This window comes from Brevibacterium salitolerans, from assembly GCF_039531405.1.
In the GTDB taxonomy this organism is placed as follows: Bacteria; Actinomycetota; Actinomycetes; order Actinomycetales; family Brevibacteriaceae; genus Brevibacterium; species Brevibacterium salitolerans.
Genome location: NZ_BAAAPZ010000004.1, coordinates 146,655 through 162,845, shown reverse-complemented (window position 1 = coordinate 162,845; position 16,191 = coordinate 146,655). Strand labels below are relative to the sequence as shown.

General features: G+C 72.3%; 12 protein-coding genes. All 12 read left to right on the top strand.

Features of this window, described 5'->3' with window-relative positions:
- The first annotated feature begins 47 nt into the window (after window positions 1-47).
- The gene (locus ABD240_RS06375; protein ID WP_344336344.1) at window positions 48-1,055 is read left to right on the top strand and encodes an L-idonate 5-dehydrogenase; all 1,008 of its coding nucleotides are present in this window, start codon (window positions 48-50) and stop codon (window positions 1,053-1,055) included.
- A gap of 84 nt (window positions 1,056-1,139) precedes the next feature.
- Complete coding sequence (locus ABD240_RS06370; RefSeq protein WP_344336342.1) at window positions 1,140-4,151, top strand: UxaA family hydrolase; 3,012 nt, start codon at window positions 1,140-1,142, stop codon at window positions 4,149-4,151.
- Window positions 4,152-4,323: 172 nt separating this feature from the next.
- Window positions 4,324-5,409 carry an Ldh family oxidoreductase gene (locus tag ABD240_RS06365; RefSeq protein WP_344336339.1) on the top strand — a complete coding sequence of 362 codons (1,086 nt, stop codon included), beginning with the start codon at window positions 4,324-4,326 and terminating at the stop codon, window positions 5,407-5,409.
- Window positions 5,406-6,503: a DctP family TRAP transporter solute-binding subunit gene (locus tag ABD240_RS06360; RefSeq protein ID WP_291796922.1), complete on the top strand. Its 1,098-nt coding sequence runs from the start codon at window positions 5,406-5,408 to the stop codon at window positions 6,501-6,503. Before ABD240_RS06365 ends, ABD240_RS06360 begins: the two co-directional genes overlap by 4 nt.
- Complete coding sequence (locus ABD240_RS06355; protein WP_344336335.1) at window positions 6,500-7,141, top strand: TRAP transporter small permease; 642 nt, start codon at window positions 6,500-6,502, stop codon at window positions 7,139-7,141. The genes ABD240_RS06360 and ABD240_RS06355 overlap by 4 nt, the downstream gene beginning before the upstream one ends.
- A gap of 1 nt (window position 7,142) precedes the next feature.
- A complete protein-coding gene (locus ABD240_RS06350) occupies window positions 7,143-8,423 on the top strand; it encodes a TRAP transporter large permease (protein WP_344336333.1) in 1,281 nt (426 codons plus the stop codon).
- Window positions 8,424-8,487: 64 nt separating this feature from the next.
- Window positions 8,488-9,963 carry an aldehyde dehydrogenase (NADP(+)) gene (locus ABD240_RS06345; RefSeq protein ID WP_344336331.1) on the top strand — a complete coding sequence of 492 codons (1,476 nt, stop codon included), beginning with the start codon at window positions 8,488-8,490 and terminating at the stop codon, window positions 9,961-9,963.
- Window positions 9,945-11,285: a fumarylacetoacetate hydrolase family protein gene (locus tag ABD240_RS06340; RefSeq protein WP_344336329.1), complete on the top strand. Its 1,341-nt coding sequence runs from the start codon at window positions 9,945-9,947 to the stop codon at window positions 11,283-11,285. The genes ABD240_RS06345 and ABD240_RS06340 overlap by 19 nt, the downstream gene beginning before the upstream one ends.
- Before the next feature lie 143 nt (window positions 11,286-11,428).
- Window positions 11,429-12,124 carry a bifunctional 4-hydroxy-2-oxoglutarate aldolase/2-dehydro-3-deoxy-phosphogluconate aldolase gene (locus ABD240_RS06335; RefSeq protein ID WP_344336326.1) on the top strand — a complete coding sequence of 232 codons (696 nt, stop codon included), beginning with the start codon at window positions 11,429-11,431 and terminating at the stop codon, window positions 12,122-12,124.
- A complete protein-coding gene (locus tag ABD240_RS06330) occupies window positions 12,121-13,233 on the top strand; it encodes a sugar kinase (protein WP_344336324.1) in 1,113 nt (370 codons plus the stop codon). The genes ABD240_RS06335 and ABD240_RS06330 overlap by 4 nt, the downstream gene beginning before the upstream one ends.
- Before the next feature lie 121 nt (window positions 13,234-13,354).
- On the top strand, window positions 13,355-14,617 hold the full coding sequence (locus tag ABD240_RS06325) for a M20 metallopeptidase family protein (protein WP_344336321.1): 1,263 nt from the start codon (window positions 13,355-13,357) through the stop codon (window positions 14,615-14,617).
- A gap of 156 nt (window positions 14,618-14,773) precedes the next feature.
- The gene (locus ABD240_RS06320; protein ID WP_344336319.1) at window positions 14,774-16,006 is read left to right on the top strand and encodes a metal-dependent hydrolase family protein; all 1,233 of its coding nucleotides are present in this window, start codon (window positions 14,774-14,776) and stop codon (window positions 16,004-16,006) included.
- Window positions 16,007-16,191: the final 185 nt, after the last annotated feature.

Below are 16,191 nucleotides of genomic sequence, written 5' to 3'. Positions count from 1 at the left end.
TGCCGCACCAGACACACGACCCCCTGAACACCCGGAAGAGAGACACGATGCGAGCACTGCGGATCCAGGCTGCGGCTCAGATGGACTGGGAGGACGCGCCGGTGCCGGAGCCCGGCCCGGACCAGGTGCGCCTGCGCGTGCGCTACGTGGGCATCTGCGGCTCCGACCTGCACTACTACTTCAACGGTGCGAACGGCGAGAACGTCATCCGGGAGCCCCTGATCCCCGGTCATGAGCTCTCCGCGGAGGTCGACCTCGACCCCTCCGGACAGCTGGCCCCCGGCACCGCCGTGACCGTGCATCCGGCGCGCTACGGCCAGTCCCAGCCGGGGCTGGAGGACCACCCGCACCTGTGGCCCCAGGGCCAGTACCTCGGCAGCGCCTCGAGCACCCCGCACTGCCAGGGCGCGCTCGCAGACCTCCTCGTGGTGGAGCGGAGCATGGTCCGCGTCCTGCCCGCGGGCCTCGGCCTGCGCGATGCCGCACTCGCCGAGCCCCTCGCCGTGGCGCTCCACGCGCTCACCGTCGCCGGTGACGTGTCCGGCAAGCGCGTGCTGGTGCTGGGCGCAGGCCCGGTGGGCCTGCTGGCGCTCACGGCCCTTCGGAGCCGTGGTGCCGCGCACGTGGCGGTGGGCGACATCCAGGAGACGGCACTGGAGCGGGCCCGTGCCCTCGGCGCGGACGCCGCACTTCTCGTGGGCACCGACGAGGTGCCGGCGGACGCCTACGACCTGGTTTTCGAGTGCTCCGCCGCTCCGGCCTCGCTGAGCCAGGCAGTGCTCTCGGCGCGCCCGGCGAGCACCATCGTGCAGGTGGGCATCCTCCCGGACGTGCCGCTGGGCGCCAACCTCTCCCGGCTGGTCTCCAAGGAGCTGCAGCTGCGCGGCACCTTCCGCTTCGACACGGAGATCGACGACGCCGTGGAGATGCTCGCCGCGCACCCCGGGCTGAGCGAGGTGATCGTCACGCACGTGCTCCCCGCGGCCGAGGCCGTGGCCGCCTTCGACGTGGCCCGGGACTCCGCGGTCTCCGGCAAGGTCCTCATCGAGCTCTGATCCTCATCGAGCTCTGATCCTCGTCGAGCTCTGAGCCGCACTGAGCCGCACCCAGACCACCCACCCGCAGACAGGACGCGAACAATGCCTCCCACGTACATCCTCCCCACCCCCGAGGACAATGTCGCCATCGTGCCGGAGAGGCTCGAGGCCGGTCAGCGCCTCGACATCGAGGGCGCTCCGGTCGTCCTGCGGCACGCCGTGCTGCAGGGACACCGGATCTGCGTGCGTCCGGTGCGTGCGGGCGAGCCGCTGCTGTCCTGGGGTCTGCCCTTCGGCACGGCGCTTGCGGACCTCGCACCGGGTGACTACGTCTGCAATGAGAAGATGCGCGAGGTGCTGCTGCAGCGGAACCCGCAGGACTTCCCGCAGGAGTCCCCGCCGGTCGTGAACTTCAGCGATCGGGACACCGTCGCCGAGCGCACGCTGCCGCAGGCGCCGGTGTTCGGCCACAATGCGCCGGCGCACACGGGCGAGCGGACCTTCCCCGGATACCGCCGCGGGCCGTCACGGGGCTGGGGCACGCGCAACCACCTCGCGGTGATCGGCACGACCTCCCGCTCCCGCGCGGCGGTGCTCGCGGCGGCCGACGAGCTGGCGCGCAGGCACCCTGCGACGGAGGGCTTCGACGGCGTCGTCCCGGTGGTCCACACGGAGGGCGGCGGCGATGATGCCCCGCTCAACGCACCCCTGCTCGTGCGGACCCTGGCCGGATTCGCGGTGAACCCCAATGTGGGTGCGGCGATCGTCGTGGGGGACCCCGAGGCCGCCGTGAGCAACCGTGACGTGCTCGCGGCGCTGGGTGAGCTGCCCCATTCGCCCCACGAGTACACGGTGCGGTTCTGCCTGGCCGCGGACGCCTCGGAGGAGGCCGTGGCGGGGATCGTCGCGGCCGCGGAGTCCGTGGTGGAGCGGGTGAAGAGCTGTGTGCGTGAGCCGGCCCCGCTGAGCGCGCTCAAGGTGGGGATGCAGTGCGGCGGTTCCGACGCGTTCTCCGGCGTCTCCGCCAACCAGGTCCTCGGCCGGGCGATGCACACGCTCATCGATCACGGCGGCGCGGTGGGCCTCGCGGAGACGGACGAGCTGATCGGCTCCGAGGTCTTCACACTCGCCCGCGTGGCGGATGCCTCCGTCACGGACCGGTTCCTGGAGATCCAGCAGCGCTTCAAGGACTACGCGCAGGCGCACGGCCACACCGCGGAGGGCAACGTGTCCGGCGGGAACATCTACCGCGGGCTCTACAACATCACGCTGAAGTCGCTGGGCGCAGCACGTAAGAAGGACCCGCGCACCGCCATCGACCACGTCATCGACTACGCGGAGCCCATGGACCGGCCCGGCTTCTACTTCATGGACAGCCCGGGCAACGACCTCGAATCCGTGGCGGGCCAGGTGGCGAGCGGCGCCAACCTCATCATCTTCACCACCGGCAACGGGTCCATCACGAACTTCCCCTTCGTGCCCACGCTCAAGGTCGTCACGACCACCGCGCGGTTCCGGCATCTGGAAAGCGACATGGACTTCAACGCCGGCCGCATCCTCGACGGCCACTCGATGGACGCGGAGGGGCAGGAGCTGTTCGAGCTGGCGGTGGCGACCGCCGGCGGACAGCCCGCCAAGGGCGAGGCGAGCCGGCAGTCGCAGACGCAGATCTGGCGCAGCTGGCACTTCCGCAGCACCGCGGACGGGACGGCCGGAGCCGCCGGCAGGGACCGCAGCTCCTTCACGGGGGAGCCCCTGCTGCCGCTGGGTGGATCCGGCGCGGACGCGCGCACCGGTGCAGGGGAGGTGCCCGAGGCCAGCTCCGGTGCCGCTCCGACGGCACCGGCCGGTGCGGCTGCGGAGTTGGCCGGCGTGGCTGCGGCACCGGAGATCGTCGTGGCCGGCAACCGCTTCGACCTCGTGCTGCCCACCAGCCTGTGCTCCGGCCAGGTGGCGGAGCAGATCGCCGCGCGCGTGACCGGTGAGCAGGCCGGCGCCTCCGGTGACGCGGTCGGCTCGCCCGGTGCGGGTGCCGGCGCCTCCGGTGACGCGGCCGGTTCCTCCCGTGGGCAGGCCGGCGTCTCGGGCGCTCTGCCCGTCGTGGCGCTCTCCCACACGGAGGGCTGCGGCGTGTCCTCCGGCAGCGCCGAGGAGATCTTCCGGGACACGCTGCTGGGTTACGCCACGCATCCCCTCACCGCGCACGCCGTGTTCCTGGAGCACGGCTGCGAGAAGACCCACAACGACTTCTTCCGCGACTCCCTCGCCGCGCGCGGGGTGGACGCCGGTGACTTCGACTGGGCGAGCATCCAGGCCGAGGGCGGGATCGCCCGCGTCACGGAGCACGTCGTCTCCGCGCTCGCAGGCGCGCAGGCCGCGAGGACGGGGCGCGCCGCAGGCACCGGCGCACCTGCGAAGGAGGAAGCTCACAGCGCGGCGCGCGTCCGCGGGGCGGAGGGCGAGGCCGCGAGCGCCCTCGCCGCCGAGGGCGCCCCGAACACCGAGGGCGGGCCCGCGCCCCTCGTGGGCATCTCCACCTCCGCGAGGAACGCCGCGAGCACCGCGCCCCTGGTCGCCGCGCTGGTCCGCAGGCTCCTGGCGGGAGGCACCGGGGTGCTCCTCGCCGCGAGTGATCCCGTGCTGGAGCAGGAGTCGTTCCTCCTACCCCTGGGCCTCGGCCCGCACCCGGAGCCCACGCTCCCGCATGCCGCCCAGGTCCGGATCCCCGGCCTGCACCTCATGGACGACTCCTCCTCGGACTGGTTGGAGACGGCCACGGGGCTGGGCGCCTCGGGCGCGAGCGTGCTCGTGGTGTTCGCGGACTTACACCCCCGCCAGCCGCACCGCTTCCTGCCGACCGTCCAGGTGGGCACGGCGGGCCGGGCACAGGGCATGGACCTCGTGCTGGACCTCCCGCGGGAGGACGGTGCGGAGGGCGAGCCGGACTCGGGCGGGGTGGCCGCCGGCGGCACGGGCAGAGCCTCAGACGCCGCGCTCGAGGCGATCCTGACCGCGGTCGCCCAGGCCGCCGCGGGCGCGTTCGTCCAGGCGACGCGACCGCGGGCCAATGTGGGCTTCCAGGTGTCGCGCGGGCGCTTCGGAGTCTCACTGTGAACGCCCCCGCACGGCACTGAACGCGGTCGGCGCACAGCTGCGCCGGACCGCCCGGGCGCGCGGAGGAGCAGCGGCCGGCCCCGCACACAGACAGCCCTTTGCACACTGACACCTTTTCGCACACAGACGGAACACCACGTCACGGATTCACTGAGGAATCGGAGGAACAGCAATGACGCAGGACGAGAGGGACCGCCTCTTCGCGGTCGACGAGCTGGTGGGCTTCGCCCGCGCAGCCCTCGTCTCCCAGGGGGTGCCGGAGCCGGACGCCGCGCTCGTCGCCCGCTCGCTCGTGGAGGCGGACCAGCGGGGCATCGGCTCGCACGGCCTCCTGCGCCTGCCGCTCTACGTGAGCGCGCTGCGGCACGGCGGCATCTCCGCACGCCCGCAGCTGCGCTTCGAGAACGCGGACGGCGCCACCGGCAGGCTCGACGGCGACGCGGGCCTCGGCCAGGTCGTGATGCAGGCGGCGGTGGACTGGAGCCTGGACCGCGCCGCCGCGCACGGTGTGAGCGCCCTCGCGGTGCACAACTCCAGCCACTACGGTGCGGGGCAGTTCTGGACGGACCAGCTCGCGGCACAGGGCATGATCGGCATCCTCACCTCGACCACGGGACCCGTCACCGCCCCCTACGGCGGCGTGCGCACCGTGCTGGGCACCAACCCGCTCACGGTCGCGATGCCGAGCACCGGCGACCCCCTGACGGTCGACATGGCGACTTCGGCGGGTGCGCTCGGCAAGGTGATGGCGGCCAAGCAGGCAGGTCGTGAGATCCCCGCGGGCTGGGCGGTGGACGCCCAGGGCGAGCCCACCACGGACCCGGACGCCGCGATCGGCGGTGCGCTGCTGCCGTTCGGGGGCCACAAGGGCTCAGGGCTCTCCGTCCTGCTCGAAGGGCTGTCCGCCGCACTCACCCCGGCCACGTTCGCGTTCGACACGCAGGACATCTGGGAGAGCCCGGACGCGCGGATGAACAACGGCCACCTGCTCCTCGTCCTCGACACCGGCGCCTTCGCGGGAAGGAGTACGGTCGAGGCCCGCGTGGACGACCTCGCGGGTGCGGTGCACGGGGCCGGCACGGACGTGCTCGTGCCGGGGGAGAAGGAGTACGCGCTGCACCGGCGGCACGCGGAGCGCCTCACGCTGGGCGCCGGGCTCGTCGCGGACCTGCGGGTGCTCGCCCGCGACCTCGGCATGGAGCTGCCCGCCCCGGCGGAGACGGACGGAACGGAGACGACTGCGATGGAGGAGTCATGAGAAGGAAGACGCTCACCGCGCTCGCGGCAGGCGCGAGCGCCCTGGCACTGAGCGGCTGCAGCCTCATGCAGCCGGTCGACATCAGCGGCTTCGCCGCCGAGGCGCCGGACCCGGATGCCACGGTCGTGCGCCTGGCGAACGTCTACGAGCCCGGCCACCCCGCCAACACGTGCGGGACTGCGACGATGAAGGAGGAGCTCGCCCAGGACGGCATCGACCTCAAGGTGTATCCGGCCGGACAGCTGGGCGGCGAGCCGGAGATCATCGAGCAGGTCGCGACGGGCGCACTCGACATCGGCATCTCCGGCGGCTCCTTCTTCGGCGCCTGGTATCCGGCCGCCGAGGTGGTGGACGGAGCGTTCCTCTTCGAGAACAGCCGCGAATACGACCGCGCCACCCGCAGCCCCCTGCTCACGCACCTGTACGACGACATGGCCGAGGAGACCGGCCTGCGCGTCTTCAGCTCCTGGTACTACGGTGCCCGCAACATCACGGCGAACAAGCCGGTGCGTTCGCCCGAGGACCTCCGCGGGCTCAAGATCCGCACGCCCGATGCCGCGCTCTACCTCGAGACGCTCCGGGCGCTCGGGGGCACGGCCACACCGATGGCGCTCTCCGAGGTCTACCTGGGCCTGCAGCAGGGCGCGATCGATGCGGAGGAGAACCCCATCCCGACCATCGCCTCGAACAAGTTCGAGGAGGTGCAGTCCACCGTGAGCCTCACCCGCCACATGGTGCAGGGCGTGCAGCTGGTCGCGAGCGAGAAGTTCATGGAGGGGCTCAGCGAGGACGAGCGGACGGCCGTGCTCGAGGCCGCGGACTCCGCCCGCCTGGCCAACCTCAAGTGCATCGAGGACGAGGAGCGGGAGATCCTCGAGCAGTGGCGCGCCGAGGGCACCATCGAGATCGTCGAGGACATCGACTCGGAGGCCTTCCAGCAGGGTGTGAAGGAGAACCTGCTGCCCGCCAAGGAATGGGGCGATCTGTACCTGGAGGTGCAGGAGGAGCTCGCCGCGGACACGCCCACCGTGGTGGGCACCGACCCGGAGGACTCCCCGGTGTTCGCTGACGAGAAGACGGAGGAGCAGTCATGAGCGCGCAGACACCCGGCCCCGCGCAGCCGGCAGAGCCCGAGGGCGCGGCAGGCGCCGCGGCCTCGGCAGACCTCCCGGACGACGCGGCGGAGGACCTCAGCTTCCGGCAGGACAGGCTCGAGCAGAGTTCAGGGATCTACCGGTGGATCATCCGCCTGGAGCGCTCCGTCGCGAGCGTGTTCCTCCTGGGCGTCTTCGTCCTCGTACTCACCCAGGTGGTGTCGCGCTACGTGTTCAGCTCGCCGCTCTCCTGGACGGAGGAGCTGGCCCGCATCGTGATGGTCTGGCTGACCTTCCTCGCGGCCATGTTCGTCTCCAGCCGCCGGGCGCACATCACGGTCGACCTGCTCGCGTCCGCGGTGCCGCCGCGCGTGAGCCGGGCCGTGGGCATGTTCGCCGAGCTCGTGGTGATCCTCACCGCGGCCGTCATGAGCATCGCCGGCATCGCCATGGTGGTGCTCGTCAGCGGCGTCTCGCTGCCGGCGACGAGCCTGCCCACCACGCTCCTCTACGGTGCCGCCGTCGTGGGCTTCATCGGCATCTTCATCCACTCGATCCTCGCCCTGTACCTGCAGATCAGGCACCCCGAGGACGAACTCGACCCGGTCATGAAGGCCGCGGAGCTGGAGGGCATCTGACATGACTCTTCTCATCATGGTCCTCGCCCTGCTGGTGCTGCTGGCCCTGCGGGTGCCCGTCGGGGTGGCGCTCATCGTCCCCTCGCTCGTCTACATCCTCCTCGACCCCACGGCGACGCTGGCGCTCGCCGCCCAGCAGGCCACCTCGGGCGTGTTCGACTTCGCGATCCTCGCGGTCCCGATGTTCATCCTGCTGGGCAACCTCGCGAACATCTCCGGGGTCACCGATCGGCTCTACGACGCCGCCGTCGCGGCGATCGGGCACGTGCGCGGCTCGCTGGGCTACGTCAACATCCTCACGAGCTTCGGCTTCTCCTGGATCTCCGGCGCGGCGATCTCCGATGCCGCCGCGATGGGCCGCATCCAGGTGCCGGCGATGGTGCGCCGCGGCTACTCACCCGGCTTCTCCCTGGGCATCACCGGTGCGTCCTCGCTCATCGCGCCCATGATGCCGCCGTCCATTCCGGCGATCATCTACGCCGTCACCGCGGGCGTCTCCGTGGGCGCGCTGTTCATGGCCGGGATCGTGCCGGCGCTCGTGCTCGTCGCCGCGCTCTCCGCCATGGTCTGGTTCCTCACCCGGGGGCGCGAGGACCTGCGCATGGAGAAGGCGAGCCGGCGCGAACGCGTGCGCCTGGGGGTGAGGGCGCTGCCGCCGGTGGGCGCTGCGGTCGTCATCCTCGGCGGCATCCTCTCCGGCATCTTCACCCCCACGGAGGCCTCGGCCGTGGGCGTGGCCTACATCGCGATCCTGGCGGCCTGCTACGGCAACCTGGGCTGGGACAAGGTCAGGTACGCCCTGTCCACGAGCGTGGAGACGGTGGGCGGAGTGCTCATCATCGTCGCCGGCGCCGCCCTGTTCGGCTGGGTGCTCGCACGCGAGCAGGCACCGCAGCTCGCCGCCGAGCTCATCCTCCACATCACGGACCGCCCGCTGGTGTTCCTCATCCTCGCGAACATCCTGCTGCTCATCGTCGGTGCTGTCCTCGAACCCACGAGTGCGATCCTCATCCTCGCGCCCGTCCTCGTGCCGGTGGCCGAGGCGTTCGGACTGAGCCCCATCCACTTCGGCACCATGATGATCTTCAACCTCATGATCGGACTGCTCACCCCGCCGGTGGGCCTCGTGCTGTTCGTGCTCTCCTCGGTGACGAAGTATCCGGTCACCACGGTGATCAGGGGCGCGCTGCCGTTCTTCGTCCCGATGCTGGTGACGCTGCTGCTCATCGCCTTCATCCCCGTGCTCAGCCTGTGGCTGCCGGGACTGCTGGGGATGGTGTGAGCATGACCGGACGTCGATCGCCAATAGTGTGGAATCCTCAGCCGTCGAATGGAAGGAAGAATCCATGACACCCGCACACGCTCAGGCTCGTACCGGCGCGGACGGGGCGGACCAGGCGGTCCGCGCCGCGCACGCCGCGTTCCTCACGGCCCGCACGCACTCCCGTGAGGAGCGTGCGGCGTGGCTGGACGCGATCGCGGACGCGCTCGAGTCCCACCGGACGGAGCTCGTGGAGATCGCCGGCCGTGAATCGCATCTGCCGGACGGCCGCCTGGGCGGCGAGCTCACCCGCACCGCCTTCCAGCTCCGGCTGCTGGGCGAGGAGGCCCGCCGCGGCGAGTTCCTCGGCGCGACGGTCGACCACGCGGATGCGGACTGGGGGATGGGCCCCCGCCCGGACCTCCGCCGGATGAATGTGCCGCTGGGGGTCGTGGGCGTCTTCGGCGCCTCGAACTTCCCGTTCGCGTTCTCCGTGATCGGCGGCGACTCCGCCTCCGCGCTCGCCGCCGGCTGCGCCGTGGTGCACAAGCTCCACGAGGCGCACGCGGAGCTGGCCGCGCGGACCGCGCAGATCGTCGCGGACGCGCTCACCGCCGCGGGCGCGCCGGCCGGCCTGTTCGGCGCGGTCACCGGCCGCGAGGCCGCCGAGGCGCTCGTCGACCACCCGCTGGTGAAGGCCGTGGGCTTCACCGGGTCCGAGGCCGGAGGCCGTGCGCTGTTCGACCGCGCGGTCTCCCGCCCGGAGCCCATTCCGTTCTACGGCGAGCTGGGCTCGCTCAACCCCGTGGTCGTCACGGAGGCCGCCTGGGCCGAGCGCGGCGAGGAGATCCTCGCCGGCTGGATGGGCTCGCTGACGATGGGCGTGGGCCAGTTCTGCACCAAGCCCGGTCTGCTGCTGCTCCCGGAGGCCGGCGCCGAGGCCGCTGCCCGTGTGCTGCCCGGCCTCGCCGCGGAGGCGGACCTGGGTGCGGGCATGCTCACGGAGGCCATCCGGGACGGCTTCGTGGTCAACCGCGAGGCCGTCGCGGCCTCGGACGGGGTGAGCGTGCTCGTGGAGGGGAACGAGGAGAACCCGCCCGCGCCCGGTGTGCTCAGCGTGCGGGCGGCGGAGCTGGGTGAGGACTCCGAGGTCGTCCGCCGGGAGATGTTCGGCCCGGCGGCGGTGCTCATCACCTATGCGGATGCCGAGGAGCTCGAACGCGTGCTCGGCCTGCTGGGCGGACAGCTCACCGGCACGCTCCACTCCGCGGACGGCGAGGACACGGCCCGCGTGGTGCAGCTCCTCCAGGACCGGTGCGGCCGCGTGCTGCGCGGCGGCTGGCCCACCGGCGTGACCGTGTCCTACGCGCAGCAGCACGGCGGCCCCTACCCCGCGGCCACTCAGCACGCCACGAGCGTGGGCACGGCGGCGATCGGGCGCTGGCTGCGGCCGGTGGCGTTCCAGGACATGGAGGACGCACAGCTGCCGCCGGAGCTGCAGGAGGCCAATCCGCTGGGCATCGCCCGCCGGGTGGACGGCGAATGGGTGGCGGCGCAGTGACGGCGGGTGACGCCTCGGCTGCTGCGGCGGCGGCTGCGGCGGCGGCCAGCGTGGCCGGGACGGGTGCTCCCGCGGGCGAGTCCGTGGGTGCGGGTGCCTCCCGCGGCAGCGCGTTCCCCGCACCGAGCCTCCGCGACGTCCTCCCCGTCGACCAGACCTCTGGCACCTTCGTGGGCAGGGTCTGGGATCCGGCGCGCGGCGTGCCCGTGCCCGTGGCCTATCGGGGCACCGGGCTGTGGGACGTCTCGCACCTGGCGGGCACCTCGGCGACGCTGATGGAGCGGTCCGCGCTGGCTGAGGACCTGGCGCAGGTCTATGCGACCGCCCCCACCTGGAGCATCGACGAGGTGCGCCTGCCCGCGCAGCTGGCCGCCGGCGAGGATCCGGCCCGGCCCACCGCCCCCACCCTGCTGGCGCCGGTGGACCTGCAGGTGCTCAAGGCGTGCGGCGTGACGTTCGCCGGCTCCATGATCGAACGCCTCATTGAGGAGCGTGCGCAGGGCGACCCGGCCCGTGCGCAGCGGATCCGTGAGGAGATGCAGGCCGCCGTGGGCGTGGACCTGGGCGCGGTGGTGCCGGGTTCCGCCGAGGCCGCCGCCGTCAAGGAGCAGCTGCTGGCCCTCGGCTGGTGGTCGCAGTACCTCGAGGTGGGGCTGGGGCCGGACCCGGAGGTGTTCACGAAGGGACCGGTGCTCTCCGCCGTGGGGACGGGCGACGCGATCGGCATCCCCGCGTTCTCCGCGTGGAACAACCCGGAGCCGGAGCTCACCCTCGTGGTGACGGCGGAGGGCCGGATCGCCGGGGTGACGCTGGGCAACGACGTCAACCTGCGCGACGTGGAGGGCCGCTCCGCGCTGCTGCTGGGCATGGCGAAGGACAACAACCGCTCGACGGCGCTGGGGCCCGTCATCCGCGTGTTCGACGAGGGCTTCACGCTCGAGGACGCGCGGACCGTCTCCATCGAGCTCACGGTGGAGGGCGCGCCCGAGGCCGCCGGCGGCGACGGCTACGTCCTCACCGGGCTCAACACGTGCGGTTCGCTCAGCCGCACGTTCGAGAGCCTCGTGGAGGCCGCACTGGGCCGTCACCACCAGTATCCGGACGGCTGCGTCATCCTCACGGGCACGCTGTTCGCCCCCACGGAGGATCGCGGCGTTCCCGGCGAGGGCTTCACCCATGCGCCGGGCGACCGTGTGACGATCGAGAACCCGCTGCTGGGCAGGCTCGTCAACGCCGTGGGGCGCACGGAGGAGCTCGCGCCGTGGACGTACGGCACGCGCGCGCTGTTCGCGGACCTCACACGGGTGGGCCTGCGGGCGTAGCGGCGTGAGCCGTGGCCGTGAGTGCGCTCTGCCGCCCGCGGATGGGTGGGTGGCAGAGTGGCTGCACGGTGGCGGAGAATCCACACCTGAGAACCCACACCTGTCCGACCGGTCCGAACCGGACCCGAACGAGGAGACGCCTCATGTCACATCCCTCCACGCCCGCCTCTGCCGGTGCGAGCGAGCGCCCGGACCTCCCCGCACGCACGCTGCAGTCCCGCCTCATCGCGGTGATGCGGGCGCAGCGGGCGGAGGACTACGCGCCCGTCATCGAGGTGCTCGCCGCCGCGGGCGTCCGCAGCTTCGAGCTCACCCTCACCACGCCGGGCACGTTCGAGGCGCTGCCGGTCCTGGTCGAGAGGTTCGGTGCGGAGGCGGACATGGGCGTGGGCACGGTGACGACGCCGGAGCAGGTGGACCTCGCCGCGGACGCCGGTGCGCACTACCTCGTCACGCCGGTCTCGGTGCTGCCGGTGGTGGACCGTGCGGTGGAACGCGGTCTGCCCGTCATCCCCGGCGGGCTCACCCCCACGGAGCTGCACTCGACGTGGAGCCGCGGCGCCGCCGCCGTCAAGGTCTTCCCTGCCAGCGCCGTGGGCGCCGGCTACGTCAAGGACTTGCGCGGTCCGTTCCCGGACATGCGCGTGGTGCCCTCCGGCGGTGTGGACCTCGAGGCCGCCCAGGCCTGGCTGGCCGCCGGCGCCGAGGCCGTGAGCGTGGGCGGCCCGCTCCTGGGCGACGCCTTCAAGGGCGGTGACCTGGACGCTCTCGCAGAGCGCGCACGGACGTTCGTCGCCGCATGTGCGCGGGACGCGGGCGCGGCGGGAGCGCAGGCATGACCGGCGCCCGCGGAGACGCGGACCCGCAGGCCGCCGGGGCCTCGGGCGCGGATGCCGGCGGCAGTGCGAGCGCTCCTGTCTCGCCCGCTCCCGTCGTCACGCTGGGGGAGACGATGGCCCTCATGACCGGGGCGCGGATGGGGTCGCTCGCGCACGTGGACCAGATGCACGTGAGCATCGGCGGCGCGGAGTCGAACGTCGCGGTGGGGCTGAGCCGGCTGGGGACCCCGGTGCGGTGGATCGGCCGCGTGGGCGACGATTCCCTGGGCCGCCGGGTGGTCCGCGAGCTGCGCGGCGAGCACGTCGAGGTGCGCGGAATCGTGGACCCGGATGCGCCCACCGGCCTCATGCTCAAGGAGCTCACCGGTCCCGGCACCGCGCGCGTCCTCTACTACCGCAGCGGGTCGGCGGGTTCCCGGCTGAGCCCGGACGATCTGGTGCCCGGAGCCGTCGAGGAGGCGGCGCTGCTGCACCTCACCGGCATCACCCCGCTGCTCTCAGACTCCGCGCGCGAGGCCTGCCGGACCGCCGTGCGCCGGGCCCGGGCCGCAGGCGTGCCGGTGAGCTTCGACGTGAACTACCGCAGGGCGCTCGCCCCGGAGAGCGTCGCGGCGGAGGTGCTGAGTGAGTTCGCGGAGTCCGCGGACATCCTCTTCGGCGCCGTGGACGAACTCGCTCTGGTGCTGGGCACGGAGCCGAACCATGCCGCAGTGCGGGAGTCTCTGAAGGAGCGGGCTGACTCTGCGGGTGGCTCCTGCGCGCCGCGTCTCGCCGCCGAGGTCGTGGCGAAGCTCGGTGAGGACGGCGCCGCCGTCTTCGTCACCGGTGAGGTTGCGGGTGCGGAGTCGCTTGCACACAGCGCAGCTCTGCGGGAGGTGCAGGTGGACGGCCACCGCATCAGCGTCGTCGACACGGTGGGTGCGGGGGACTCCTTCGTCGCCGGCTATCTCAGCGGACGTCTCGGGGGCCTGGGCGTGGAGGAGCGTCTGATCCGTGCGAATGCCTGCGGCGCGTACATGTGCACCGCGCCGGGCGACTGGGAGGGCGCGCCCACTCCGCGTGACCTCGCCTCCTTCGGCGCCGTGGGAGCGGACCCCGTCCAGCGCTGAGCGGCGGCCGGGCGAGTGCGGTCCCGCCGCAGAGTGGACGCGGCGGGAGAGACTCGTGCGCGGGGGCGCATAATTGCCTCAGCAGATGTGTTCCCCGTCTCCCTCTGAGAGGACTCCCACCGTGCCCGCTCCCACCGCAGGTGCATCTCCCGCCACCGGCTCAGGCGACCCGGCCGCCACTCGCCTCGTCACCGAGGCCTCCGCACTCCTCCCCGAGCTCCAGGAGCTCCGCCGCGAGCTCCACCGGAACCCGGAGCTGGGCAATGACCTGCCGGAGACCCAGGCGCGCGTTCTCGCGGCGCTGGAGGGCCTTCCGCTCGAGGTGACGCAGGGGGTCGGTGCGACCTCGGTCGTGGCGGTCCTGCGCGGCACGCACCCCTCCCGTCCGGCCGAAGGTGCTCCCGCAGTGCTGCTCCGCGGGGACATGGACGCCCTGCCCGTCACGGAGCTCACGGATCTGCCCTACCGCTCGGAGAACGGCCGCATGCATGCCTGCGGCCACGACCTCCACACGGCGGGACTGGTGGGTGCCGTACGGCTGCTCGCGGCGCACCGGCACGCACTCGCCGGTGACGTCGTGTTCATGTTCCAGCCGGGCGAGGAGGGCCACCACGGCGCGGAGGTGATGCTGGAGGAGGGCGTGCTCGAGGCCTCGGGCGTGCGGGTGAGCGCCGCATTCGGCGCGCACGTGACGAGTACGCGCGAGCGCGGCCTCTTCGCCACGAAGCCCGGACCGCTGCAGGCCGGCTCCAACGTCCTCGAGGTGACGGTCCACGGTGCGGGAGGACACGGCTCGCAGCCGCAGAACGCGGCGGATCCCGTTCCGGCGCTCGCGGAGACGATCCTCGCGCTGCAGAACATGGTCACGCGCCGGTTCGACGTGTTCGATCCCGTCGTCATGTCGATCACGCAGCTGAGCGCCGGCGACGCCGTCAACGTCATCCCGGCCAGCGCCTCCCTGGGCGCCACGGTGCGCACCCTCTCCGCGGAGTCGACGGAGCGCTTCCGCACCGAGTCCGCGCGCCTGGCCGAGGGCATCGCCGCCGCCCACGGCTGCACGGCGGAGGTCCGCTTCTCCGTGGAATACCCCGTCACGGTCAACGACGAGGCGGAGACGGAGTGGGCGGTCGCGCAGCTGCGCGGTCTGCTGGGCGAGGAACGGGTCGAGGTGGTCCCCCACCCCATCATGCCCAGCGAGGACTTCTCGTTCGTGCTGAACGAGGTGCCCGGCACCTACATCATGCTCGGCGCCAGGCCCGCGGAGGTCGCGCCCGAGGACGCCGTGGACAACCACTCGCCGTTCGTCCTGTTCGACGACTCCGTGCTGGGCGACCAGGCCGCGGCGCTGGCCCATCTGGCGCTCGCCCGGCTCAGTGCTGAGTGAGCGGCTCAGGGCTGTTCGAGCCGCCTGGTCCCTCCCCATCCCTCCTGACCCCTCCGGAGTGAGCACGCACTGACGGTTTCCGCCCGCGGGAAGCGCCCGTGCGGGTTCGTTCCGGGAAGAACCATCCACCCTCATCCACGAGCAGAGGAGCTCCACATGGCAGAGAAGCTGATCGTCGCCGGCGCGAAGGTCTTCGACGGCACGGAATTCATCGGCAAGCGCGACGTCGTCGCGGTCGACGGCGTCATCACGGAGATCACGGCGGCCTGGACGCACACGCAGAAGTCCGCCGAGGCCGAGGGCGCGGAGTTCGTCGACGGCACCGGCAAGACGCTCACCCCCGGCTTCATCGACTGCCACGTCCACGTCACCACCAACGGCGCAGGCAGCCTGGACGCGTTCACGGAGCCCTTCTCGCTGAAGTTCTTCCATGCGGTGGAGAACCTGCGCAAGACCCTCCACGCGGGTGTGACGACGGCGCGCGACGCCGGCGGTGCCGACGCGGGCGTCAAGGCGGCGCTCGCGAAGGGCATCATCGACGGCCCCCGTCTGCGCGCGGCGATCTCGATCATGAGCCAGACGGGCGGTCACGGCGACGGCTGCATGGCCTCGGGCGCGCAGATGCCCATGCTCTCCGGCCACCCCGGTGCGCCCAACGGCGTGGCGGACGGCATCGAGGGAGTCACCCGGAAGGCGCGTGAGATCCTGCGTGCGGGTGCCGACCAGATCAAGATCTGCTCCACCGGCGGCGTGCTCTCTCCCACGGACGACCCCCGTCACAGCCAGTTCACGGTCGCGGAGATCGAGGCGATCGTCGCCGAGGCCGAGACCCAGGGCGCCTACGTCATGTCCCACGCGCAGGGCACGCAGGGCATCCGCAATGCACTCAACGCCGGGGTCCGCTCGATCGAGCACGGCATCTTCCTCGACGAGGAGACCATCCAGCTCTTCCTCGAGAAGGACGCGTTCCTCGTCCCCACGCTCCAGGCCCCGGTCGCCGTCATCACGTCCGCCGAGGCCGGGGCCGCGCTGCCGCCTGCCGTCGTGGAGAAGGCGCGCATGGTCGCGGAGACCCACCGCGAGGCGTTCAAGGCCGCCTACGCCGCGGGCGTGAAGATCGCGATGGGCACAGACGCCGGTGTGGGTCCGCATGGCGAGAACCTCGAGGAGATCGAGCTCATGTTCTCCGCGGGCATGACCGCGCAGGACGCGCTGCGTGCGGCGACCGTGAACGCCGCGGAGCTCATGGGCATCGAGACCGTGGGCCGCGTCGCGGAGGGCATGGCGGCGGACCTCGTCGTCTTCGACGGCGATCTCGCGGCGACGGGGCTGGCGGACCTCCGGAACCAGGTCGAGTCCGTGTTCTTTGGCGGCGCGCGCAAGCGCTGAGCCGGGAGGCGCACACGCGCTGCGCGAGGGGCGCCTGCTGGGCGCCGCTCTCAGGGTCGTCAGACGGGAAGCACCGCCGCGGTGCTTCCCGTCTGCTGATTCGCCGCATTTCCGCGGGCGAGGCGTCCGATCAGCAGACGGGAGCAGGCCGGCGATCTGCTCCCGTCTGCCGTGTCCGCGAAGCA

Coding starts and splice junctions, on each gene's coding strand:
- ABD240_RS06350 (WP_344336333.1), top strand. CDS start 7,143: ATGACTCTTCTCATCATGGTCCTCGCCCTGCTGGTGCTGCTGGCCCTG.
- ABD240_RS06335 (WP_344336326.1), top strand. CDS start 11,429: ATGTCACATCCCTCCACGCCCGCCTCTGCCGGTGCGAGCGAGCGCCCG.
- ABD240_RS06370 (WP_344336342.1), top strand. CDS start 1,140: ATGCCTCCCACGTACATCCTCCCCACCCCCGAGGACAATGTCGCCATC.
- ABD240_RS06375 (WP_344336344.1), top strand. CDS start 48: ATGCGAGCACTGCGGATCCAGGCTGCGGCTCAGATGGACTGGGAGGAC.
- ABD240_RS06360 (WP_291796922.1), top strand. CDS start 5,406: ATGAGAAGGAAGACGCTCACCGCGCTCGCGGCAGGCGCGAGCGCCCTG.
- ABD240_RS06340 (WP_344336329.1), top strand. CDS start 9,945: ATGGGTGGCGGCGCAGTGACGGCGGGTGACGCCTCGGCTGCTGCGGCG.
- ABD240_RS06330 (WP_344336324.1), top strand. CDS start 12,121: ATGACCGGCGCCCGCGGAGACGCGGACCCGCAGGCCGCCGGGGCCTCG.
- ABD240_RS06345 (WP_344336331.1), top strand. CDS start 8,488: ATGACACCCGCACACGCTCAGGCTCGTACCGGCGCGGACGGGGCGGAC.
- ABD240_RS06365 (WP_344336339.1), top strand. CDS start 4,324: ATGACGCAGGACGAGAGGGACCGCCTCTTCGCGGTCGACGAGCTGGTG.
- ABD240_RS06320 (WP_344336319.1), top strand. CDS start 14,774: ATGGCAGAGAAGCTGATCGTCGCCGGCGCGAAGGTCTTCGACGGCACG.
- ABD240_RS06355 (WP_344336335.1), top strand. CDS start 6,500: ATGAGCGCGCAGACACCCGGCCCCGCGCAGCCGGCAGAGCCCGAGGGC.